The sequence below is a fragment of the Bradyrhizobium sp. S69 genome (assembly GCF_009766005.1).
Classification (GTDB): domain Bacteria; phylum Pseudomonadota; class Alphaproteobacteria; order Rhizobiales; family Xanthobacteraceae; genus Bradyrhizobium.
This window is the reverse complement of the sequence record NZ_LMUK01000060.1, coordinates 419620-428501: the sequence shown is the minus strand read 5'-3', so window position 1 is coordinate 428501 and position 8882 is coordinate 419620. Positions and strand designations below refer to the sequence as shown.

Here is an 8882-nt window from a genome sequence, read left to right as displayed (position 1 = left end):
TCACGCGCTGTTCGTCAAAAGCGCATCGGCGTCCATCGCTCCCCGCCCCAACGTCAGTGACGATGGCCAACGCCCCCTCTCTCGGGACGGGATGGCAAGGATTAGGCAAGTGATTTGGGTCTGGAGTCAAGGATAATTTCTGAAAATCAGAAATGCCGCAGAGATGTAAAGAGATAGACAGGGCAAAGCAGATTGAAACGCTTCAACAAATTCGATTTTGCGCGCCAGGGGCTTTGCCCATCGCGCGGCGCCGCAATCCCGGCGCACGGTGCGAAACTATCGTCGTGCATCGATACCCGGAGGATGACGCAGCGACTGTAACGGCGGACTACGCTCCGCTAATCTACCCACAGACCGAGCGGAGGGGGCACTTCAGTGGGATCATGCCGGAAACACAGATACCTGCGGAAATAGCGAGAGGACGACGGTAATGCCTTTGTTAGGTGAGCCTCTTCGATTTGCGGTCGAGTATGACTTGAAGGAGAACCATGGCGGGGATTGGATGTTCGGGCGTTTCTGCTACTGGTGCGAGGGCCGTCGCATCGGCGACTACGAGTTGGGCACATCTCTCCGAGACGTCCTATTTCAGCTTGAACAGCTGCCGCGAGACCGGCACCTCCGGGTTGGCCAGCGCCTCAATTCCAAGTCAGCCATTGATGTCTTTCGCTGCTTAATGCAGCTCTGTTTGGCACCGCCGATTTGAACAATCGCCAGAGTAGCCGAACAGGAGCAATGGGCGCGGCATAATATATTACCGCCGGTGGACGTATTTGATTCTTGGAAGGGCTTTCTTCTAGAAGACCAGCAGACTGCTCGCTTCATCTTCGCGCACGATCCGTACTTAGACGTCAATGAATTTTTGCTGAAGCCGGGTGAAGTGGATTCGGTCTTGGATGCGGCGCTCAATGCGTTGAGCGAGATCTATGAGCGGGTACGCGGTCGATAGAAGCTCGTAGGGCGGATTAGCCGTAGGCGTAATCCGCCGCTCAGTGGCGATATCATTCCGCCGCGACATCGACGCAGGATTGTTTGCGGAAGATTGGACCGGTGACTGCAAACGAGCGTTTAATTCGGCGAACGACGGTGATCGTGCAGTGGCTGTGCGAAAGCGGCGGATTACGCTTCGCTAATCCGCCTTACGATCTACTACCGTGCCGCAACTATCCGCAGCGGCATCGCGGACGCAGCACCGGCATGCGCGGTTCGGGCGGTGTTCGCCACGTACAGCCCGCGCCGGTCCGGATAGGGCTTGAAGGCGTCGGTCAGTCCGACCACGGTTTCCGCGGCACCGAGCATCAGGAAGCCGTCGGGCTCGATGCGCTTGGCGAGGCGGCCGAACACATTCGTCTTGGTGTTCTGATCGAAATAGATCAGCACGTTGCGGCAGAAGATCACGTCGAAGCCGCCGAGGTGGGAAAAATCCTGCAGCAGATTGAGTTGCTTGAACTGCACCATGGAACGGATGTCGGCGTTGAGCTGCCACAGCTCGCCCACTTGCGTGAAGTGCTTGACCAGCAACTGGATCGGCAAGCCGCGCTGAACCTCGAACTGGCTGAACAGACCGGCGCGGGATTTATCCAGCACGCCGTGCGACAGATCGGTCGCGACGATCTCGACGCGCCAGCCCGCCAGCGTCGGGCCGAGTTCCTTCAGGCACATCGCGATCGAATACGGCTCCTGCCCGGTGGAGGAAGCCGCGCACCAGATGCGCAAGGCGCGGCGGCTGGCGCGTGCCCGCAGCAATTCCGGCAGCACCGTCGCCTTCAGATGATCGAACGGAACCTTGTCGCGGAAAAAGAACGTCTCGTTGGTGGTCATCGCCTCGACCACTTCGGCCGCCAGCGGCTCCGTGCCGTTCTTTAGCTTCGCAACCAGTTCGCCAAGTCCCGGCAGGCCGGCCTTCCGCGCCAGCGGGATCAGCCGGCTTTCCACCAGATATTGCTTGTCGGCGGACAGATCGAGGCCGGAGCGATCCTTGAGGAACTTACGCAAAAACTCATAGTCCGACGGCGTCACGAACGATCTCCCGAAAACACGCGAACCAATTTCGACGCGATCTGATTGAGCGGCAGGATGGCGGCGCAAATACCCGCATTGGCGGCGGCGCCCGGCATTCCCCACACCACACTGCTGGCTTCGTCCTGGGCAATCACGCTGCCGCCGGCCGCCACGATCTCCTTGCCGCCGCGCATGCCGTCCGAGCCCATGCCGGTCAGCACGACCGCGAGCACGCCGCCCTGCCAGACATCGATCGCCGAGGTGAACAAGGGATCGACGGCGGGCTTGCAGAAATTGACCGGCGGACCGTCATCGAGCGCGATCGCGGTCTCAGCGCCATGACGAACGACGCGCATATGGCGTCCTCCCGGCGCAAGATAGATGGTGCCTGGCTTGACGATCTCGCCGTCGATGGCCTCGTGCGCCGGGCGATGGCTGGCGCGCGCCAGATGCTCCGCCAGAATCGTCGTGAAGGTCGGCGGCATATGCTGGGTGATGAGCACCGGAAAGCGATCGATCACGGCGCCGATCTCGGCGACCAGCGCCATCAGGGCTTGCGGACCGCCGGTCGACGAACCGATCAACAGCGCGCGCGGCGCCTGGTGGCTGAAGGCGCGGCGCAGCAGTTGCGGTTGTGCGACCGGCGCCGGCGGCAGGCGGGGCGATCGATCGAGGCTCGGCGCCAACGGCGGGCTTGCCGGGGCCGTCGCGCTGCGGCGCACCTTGGCGCCGAGCGAGCGGATCTTCTGGATCAGATCGTGGTGAAACGTTTCGGCCGCGGTCGCCTCGCGGGTGCTTTCGGGTTTCGGAATGTAATCCGACGCCCCCAGCGACAGCGCCTTGAAGCTGATCTCCGCGTTGCGGCGGGTCAGGGTCGAAGCCATGATGATGATGAGATTGCGCTTCTTGGCCAGCAGCAGCGGCAGCGCCGAAATGCCATCGAGTTCCGGCATTTCGATATCGAGCACCGCGACATCCGGATTGATGCGCTCGATCTGGTTGACGGCGTCGAGACCGGTACGCAGCGATGCTGCGACGACCATGTCCGGCTCGGCTGCAATCCAGCGGGAGATCAATCCCCTGATGACGACGGAGTCATCGACCACCATCACCCGCAGCGGCTCCTGCTGCGTCGAATTCGGGCGTGCAGTACTTGTCAACGCAATACTCATTACTCACCGGGGTACGGTACATCAGGCACGACGGAAACAACAACGCCGAGAACTGTTCGGCGGCCGGGACTGGAACGCAAAGACGCAAGGGCTACTAACAACCGAGAACGACTAACAATCACGAAGCAACCAACAACCACGCAAGATCAGATCAGACCGACTTCCTGGAATTTGGCGGTGACGATGTCCTTGTCGAACGGCTTCATGATGTATTCGTTGGCGCCGGCGTGCAGCGCGCGCGCGATATGGGCGACGTCGTTTTCGGTGGTGCAGAACACCACCTTGGGCTGATCGCCGCCGGGCATGCGGCGCAGATTGCCGAGGAACTCATAGCCGTCCATCACCGGCATGTTCCAGTCGAGCAGGATAGCTTCGGGCAATTCCCGCTTGCAGATTTCCAGCGCCTTTTCGCCGTCCTCGGCTTCCACGATCTGGAAATCCAGTCCTTCCAGGATGCGCCTTGCGACTTTGCGGATGACGCTTGAATCGTCCACCACCAGACATGTTCTCATTTTAGCCTCTGTTTCTTCAATGACCGAAAAGGGAGGTGTCCAGGGTCAGTCGGACACGCGAGCCCTTGTCGTTGAGTTAAGCTGCCAGCTGCGTCGGCAGCAGTTCGAGGACACGATCGACATCGAGCACCACCATGAGCTGGCCGTCGAGACGGTGAACGCCGCCGGCAAGCTTGGCCATGCGGGGATCGAGGTTGACGGGGTTTTCCTCGCGGCTGTCGTCAGCCAGGGTCAGCACCTCGCCGATCTGGTCGATCAAAAGGCCGTAGGACTCGCCGCGGAGGTCGACGCCGACCGCCATCGCCGGCTTGCCGTCGTCGTTCTTCGGCAAACCCAAACGGGCGCGCATATCCACCACGGTGACGATGCGGCCGCGCAGATTGAGCACGCCGGCGATCTCGCTCGACGACAGCGGCACCCGCGTCAGCCGCTCCGGCATGAACACGTCCTGCACCCGTGAGATCGGCAGCCCGAACAACTGGCCCCCGATCATCGCGGTGACGTATTCGGCGACCGAGCCTTCGGCGATCTGGGTCTTGCTGGTCATGTTGGCTTCCTTCGACATTTAAGCCGCCCTGCTCAGTTCGGCGGTCTGTTCCTTGAGCGCCGCGATCAGGCCGGGACGGTCGAACTTGGCGACGTAATCGTGGAAGCCGGCGAGCCGGCCGCGCTCGATCGCCGCCGGCGACACCATCGAGGACAATGCGATGATCGGCATCGCGCCGAAATGCTGGTCGGCCCGGATGGTCTCGGCGAACTCGAAGCCATTCATGTCGGGCATCTCGATGTCGGTCAGCACCACGTCGAACGCCTGCCCCGAACGCAGCGCGGCGAGGCCCTCTTGCGCGTTCGGCGCCACCCGCACGCGATAACCCGCGGCCTTGAGAACCGGCGCCAGCATGTTGCGGAAGAACGCGCTGTCGTCGACCAGCAGCACCGATTGCGCCGATTGCGAGGGCCGCATCTCCTTGCGGGAGAACCAGTCCGCGAACGCCATCGGCAGGAAGTGACCGACATCGATCACTTCGGTGGCGTGGCCCTTGATCACGGCCGAGCCGAGAATGCCTTCCTGGCTGCCCGCGACTTCGATGTGGAGCTTCTCCTCGACGATGTCGATGATCTCGTCGACCACCAGCCCCATCGAGCGGCCGTCGTCGGCGAACACCAGGATCGGCTGGGCGCCGGAGGTCTGGACACTGACCCCGGCCATCTGCACCAGCGGCATCAGTTGCTCGCGGTATTGCACCATGTAACGGCCGTTGGAGAGTTCGATCTTGTCGGCGGCGATCTCTTCCAGCCGGGTGACGAGGCCAAGCGGCACCGCCTTCGGCTGGCTGGAGCCGGCGCGGAACACCAGCAGCGAGGTCAGTTGCTCGGCCGCATTGGCGCGCGAGGCCGCGTTTTCGTCCGCGATCTCATGGGAAGCGGAACCGGACGCGCCCAATGCCTTGGCGATCCCGTTGGGATCGATGATCATGATGACGGCGCCATCGCCCAGGATGGTGTTGCCGGAGAACATGTCGATGTGACGCAACTTGGTCGACATCGGCTTGACCACGATTTCTTCGGTGTGGAATACGCCGTCGACCACGATACCAAAAGTCTGGCTGCCGACTTGGGTCACGACGATAAAGCCGTTCTCGGGATCGCTTGAGGTGCCGTCGTCGATCTTGAGCAGCTTCTTCAGGTGCATCAGCGGCAGCAGCTTGTTGCGCAGCCGCAAGACCGCGGTGTCCTTGATGCGCTCGATGCGGTGCTCGGAGTTGGCACGGGCCCGCACCAGTTCGACGACAGCCAATTGGGGTATCGCAAAGCGGTCGCCGGCGGCTTCCACGATCAGCGCCGAGACGATCGCCAAGGTCAGCGGGATCTTGATGGTGACGGACGAGCCCTCGCCGGCCACCGACTTGACGTCGATGGTGCCGCCGATCTGGTCGATATTGGTGCGCACCACGTCCATGCCGACGCCGCGGCCGGAGACCGAGGTGACGGCCGCCGCGGTCGAGAAGCCCGGCGCGAAGATGAACTTGTGGATCTGGGCTTCCGTCATCTTATCCAGTTCGGCCTCGGTGACGAGACCGTTCTGCAGCGCCTTGGCCTTGATCCGCTCGGTGTTGAGCCCGCGGCCGTTGTCGGCGATGCAGATGATGATGTGGCCGCCTTCATGATAGGCGGACAGGCGGATGGTGCCCTGCTCCGGCTTGCCATTAGCCACCCGCTCGGCCGGGGTCTCGAGCCCATGATCGGCCGAGTTGCGCACCATGTGGGTGAGCGGGTCCTTGATCAAATCGAGCACCTGGCGGTCGAGCTCGGTGTCGGCGCCGTGCATCTCCAGTTCGATCTGCTTGTGCAATTCGCCGGAGAGGTCGCGGACGATTCGTGGCAGCTTCTGCCAGGCATTGCCGATCGGCTGCATCCGCGTCTTCATGACGCCTTCCTGCAGTTCCGCCGTCACGTTCGACAGCCGCTGCAACGGCACCTTGAACTCGGTGTCCTCGTTGCGACGGGAGATTTCCAACAGCTGATTGCGCGTCAGAACCAGCTCCGAGACCATCGTCATCAGATGTTCGAGCGTGTCGACATTGACGCGGATCGACTGGTTGGCGATCTTGTCGCCCTCGGCCACCACCTCCAGATCGGCGGATGGCCTTTTCGCGGCCGGCTTGCTGGCCTCCTTGGCTTCCTTCTTAGGAGAGGCGGCGCGGGGTTCGGCTTCCGGCGCGGATGATGGCACCAGTGCGGGGGCAACCACTTCGATCGCGGTCTCCTGGAAGGCGCGCTCCAGATCATCCAGCGATACTTCGCCCGGACGCAGCGCGCGCTCCAGGGTCTGCGGCACAAGCGTGCCTTCAGCGACCGGGATCGCGGCGACGGGCGCCGCGGGTTCCGGCGCAGCCGATGCCGACGCGACCAACGGAGCTGGCGCGGACATCGCGGCCATCCCGTGCTCGACCATCTCGTGCAATTTTTCGATCAGATCCTCATCGGAGCCTTGCGGCTCGGTCTCGGTGGCCTCGAGCCCCGCGAGGATTTCCTTGATGCGATCGATACTCGCCAGGATCAGGCTGACCGCATCGCCGGTGACCGGCATGCCGTCACGGAATTTGCCCATCAGCGTCTCGCCGGCATGGGCCAGCGCTTCCAGCCGCGGCAATCCCAGAAAGCCGCAGGTGCCTTTGATGGTATGGACGAGGCGGAAGATGTTATCCAGAATCTTGGCGTTGTTCGGATCCTGCTCGAAGCGCACCAGTTGATTGTCGACCGTGTCCAAACTCTCGCTGGTCTCGGTCAGGAACTCCCGCAATAAATCATCCATGAAATCGACCCTGATACGCACGGGCGCGCCACATCGACACGCCATTCGTAGTTTGGGCAGCTTCTATGCAAAGCGTTTAATATTGGTTGAGTAATTGGAAAAGAACGCTCTCAACAAAGAGATAAGGACGCTCCCGGGATTCTACGGGGCGCCGTAAACGCTTGGTTAACCGGAAAAGGGCGCCCTGAACGCGCCTTTACGAAGCGGTCACGACGATCGAATCGCCCTCGGGTGCGAGCACCACCTTCAGCCCGCAGGACTGTGCCAGCAGGCGGGTGTAATAAGGTTGCACGGCATGGGCATCGACACCCGCGGCCTCGGTCGAAGCCAGGAGATCGGCGATGTTTTGCGGCATGCGTGCGTTTAGTCCGCTGGCCGCGACGCGGAAACTCAGTGCGTCGCCTTCGCCGATCGGATCGACCGTGATCACGCCGCCGCGCGGAATGGTCTGCTGCGCGATCACCATCATGTTCAACAGCAGCTTGACGCGATTTTTGGCCAGCAGCACCCGCGGCAGATTCCAGGTGATCTTGGTCTTGGCATCTTCCAGATGACCGCGCGCCATATTCTGCGCGTCGCCGATGTCGATCTGCGCGCCCGCCGAGCCCGCCGCGCCGAACGCCAGCCGGCAGAACTGCAAGCGCGCCGAGGCGGTCTTGGCGCTCTTGCGGATCAGGTCGAGGGCAAACTCGCGATCTTCCGGCTTGGGATTGTCGTCGAGCACCTCGAGCCCGTTGACGATCGCGCCCACCGGACTGATGAGGTCGTGGCAGACCCGCGAGCACAACAGCGCCGCCAGTTCGAGGGCGTCGGGGGCGGGACCGGGAGACGAGGTGCCAGACATGAGATGCTCCCTGGGGATCTGCGCGGTGCGAACCAAGGCGAATCACGCCTGCTTCTTGGCTTGATACACTGCGGATGCGCGTGGTGCCAACACAAGGCCTTGTCGCGCCTTGCCGCCGCATGCCCCTTTTCACGACCTGCGAGAAACGTATAGGTAATGTGAGACCGCATCTGAGGCACGTCCAAGAATATCCGCCCAGGAATCCGCCCATGAATGAGGCACGCTTGTCAGGATCTGTGATCGATTGCGCTACTGCGGCCTCGCTGATGGCGCCCTTGACCGATCTCGTGATCCGGGCCGGCGCCGCCATTCTGGCCGTCGACCGCCTTGCCATGAAGGTCGAGGGCAAGACGGATGGATCGCCGGTGACGCAGGCGGATCTGGCCGCCGACCACATCATCGCCGAGGGTCTGGCCCACCTCATTCCGGAGATCCCGGCGATTTCGGAGGAGCGCGCGCATCTGGCGAAGTCGCCCTATCACGGTAGCTTCTTCCTGATCGACCCGCTGGACGGCACCAAGGAATATGTCGCCGGCCGCAACGAATTCACCGTCAACCTCGCGCTGGTCAGCGACGGCACGCCACTATTGGGCATCATCGGGGTGCCGGCGCTCGGATTGATCTGGCGCGGGCTGGTGGGGCAAGGCGCACAACGGCTGACGACCGGTTCAACCGCGGCGGCGGCCGAGCCGATCCAGACCCGTCGCATGCCGCCGCACGGCAGTCCCTGGATCGCCGCCGTCAGCCGCTCGCACGGCGATGCCAGGACCGAGGCCTTCATCGAGAGACGGCCGGGCGCGACCCGGCTGGAACTCGGTTCGGCGGTCAAGTTCGGTCGGATCGCGGAAGGGGCTGCCGATATCTATCCGCGCCTGGCGCCGACCTGCGAATGGGATGTCGCGGCCGGCCACGCCATCGTCACCGCCGCCGGCGGCAAGGTCACGGATATGGAGGGTGCCGCGTTGCGCTTCGGCACCGGCGCCAAGGACTTTATCGTGCCGGGGTTCATTGCCTGGGGCGACCCGGCCGCGACCCGGTAA

9 protein-coding genes are annotated in these 8882 nt (G+C 62.8%); 3 read left to right on the top strand and 6 right to left on the bottom strand.

Annotation, left to right across the window (positions count from 1 at the left end; translation table 11 throughout):
- The first annotated feature begins 430 nt into the window (after positions 1-430).
- Together GSQ88_RS36270 and GSQ88_RS36265 are read left to right on the top strand one after the other, a co-directional pair.
- A complete protein-coding gene (locus GSQ88_RS36270; protein WP_502706788.1) occupies positions 431-703 on the top strand; it encodes an Imm42 family immunity protein in 273 nt (90 codons plus the stop codon).
- 57 nt (positions 704-760) lie between these two features.
- On the top strand, positions 761-946 hold the full coding sequence (locus GSQ88_RS36265; protein ID WP_159012553.1) for a hypothetical protein: 186 nt from the start codon (positions 761-763) through the stop codon (positions 944-946).
- A gap of 200 nt (positions 947-1146) precedes the next feature.
- Here the strand turns inward: GSQ88_RS36265 and GSQ88_RS33675 are convergent, their stop codons facing one another.
- From GSQ88_RS33675 to chpT, 6 genes are all read right to left on the bottom strand, one after another.
- Positions 1147-2016 carry a CheR family methyltransferase gene (locus GSQ88_RS33675; RefSeq protein WP_159012552.1) on the bottom strand — a complete coding sequence of 290 codons (870 nt, stop codon included), beginning with the start codon at positions 2014-2016 and terminating at the stop codon, positions 1147-1149.
- On the bottom strand, positions 2013-3170 hold the full coding sequence (locus GSQ88_RS33670) for a protein-glutamate methylesterase/protein-glutamine glutaminase (protein WP_159012551.1): 1158 nt from the start codon (positions 3168-3170) through the stop codon (positions 2013-2015). The genes GSQ88_RS33675 and GSQ88_RS33670 overlap by 4 nt, the downstream gene beginning before the upstream one ends.
- 146 nt (positions 3171-3316) lie before the next feature.
- Complete coding sequence (locus GSQ88_RS33665) at positions 3317-3682, bottom strand: response regulator (protein WP_159012550.1); 366 nt, start codon at positions 3680-3682, stop codon at positions 3317-3319.
- A 76-nt stretch (positions 3683-3758) separates the two neighbouring features.
- Positions 3759-4229, bottom strand: a complete 471-nt coding sequence (locus GSQ88_RS33660; protein ID WP_159012549.1) for a chemotaxis protein CheW — start codon at positions 4227-4229, stop codon at positions 3759-3761.
- Between the two features lie 18 nt (positions 4230-4247).
- Positions 4248-6998: a hybrid sensor histidine kinase/response regulator gene (locus tag GSQ88_RS33655; protein ID WP_159012548.1), complete on the bottom strand. Its 2751-nt coding sequence runs from the start codon at positions 6996-6998 to the stop codon at positions 4248-4250.
- Positions 6999-7194: 196 nt separating this feature from the next.
- On the bottom strand, positions 7195-7842 hold the full coding sequence (gene chpT, locus GSQ88_RS33650; protein ID WP_159012547.1) for a histidine phosphotransferase ChpT: 648 nt from the start codon (positions 7840-7842) through the stop codon (positions 7195-7197).
- A gap of 209 nt (positions 7843-8051) precedes the next feature.
- Here chpT and GSQ88_RS33645 point away from each other — a divergent pair, with 209 nt between their 5' ends.
- Positions 8052-8882 (top strand): 3'(2'),5'-bisphosphate nucleotidase CysQ family protein, encoded by an 831-nt coding sequence (locus tag GSQ88_RS33645; protein ID WP_159012546.1) that lies wholly within the window; start codon positions 8052-8054, stop codon positions 8880-8882.